The sequence below is a fragment of the Streptomyces sp. AC627_RSS907 genome, assembly GCF_019049165.1.
Map to the genome: position 1 here is coordinate 1 of NZ_JAGMUE010001346.1, position 655 is coordinate 655.

The 655-nt window shown below is 66.9% G+C and carries 1 protein-coding gene; it reads right to left on the minus strand.

The window, feature by feature from the left end; all coding sequences use genetic code 11:
• Nucleotides 1-321, minus strand: a 321-nt coding sequence (locus KUM32_RS41845) for an ankyrin repeat domain-containing protein (RefSeq protein ID WP_217146845.1), incomplete at its 3' end; no start/stop codon positions are given.
• Nucleotides 322-655 lie beyond the last annotated feature (334 nt).

A 655-nucleotide genomic window follows, 5' to 3' on the forward strand; every position in this document is an offset into this window, starting at 1 on the left:
GTCCTCGCCCTTGAACACCGCGCCCGCCAGCGGCGTCTGGCCCCGGTCGTTGGCGCGGTCCGGGTCGGCGCCGCGCTGGAGCAACGCCTCCACGGCCGGCGCGTGGCCGTGGTAGGCGGCGAGCATGACCAGCGAGTCGCCGCGGTCGTTGGTGAGGTTGGCGGGGACCCCGGCGTCCACGTACGCAGCCAGCGTGTCCGTGTCGCCGTGCCGGGCCAGGTCGAAGACCTTGGCCGCCAGTTGCAGCACCTCCGGATCGTGCGCCGGCTCGACGCTCGGGTCCACCCCGCCCTGTGCGCTGGCACCGCCGTGTTCGGTCATGAAATCCGCCCTTCGCTCTGTCGAGGAGGGCCCACCCCTAGGTGCGGGAGAGCCCCGATCGCCGCATCGAGGCGCCGCGGTTCCGGTCCGCGCCGCACTCCCACCCTACGGATCGATCATCACTCACGCGCGAGTGAATTGACTGATAAATCACCCATTCGCAACTTTCTCACTTTCGTCCTTTCTGTGAGTCTTGTGTCACTCGCGGTGATCGTCCACATTCATCAGGAGACCCGTCATGATCTTCTCCATCTCCGGCGTCGTGCTGCTCGGCGTCATCGTCTTCCTGTTCTTCCGTAAGGACGGCCTCAAGGCATCACACGCCATCGTCTGC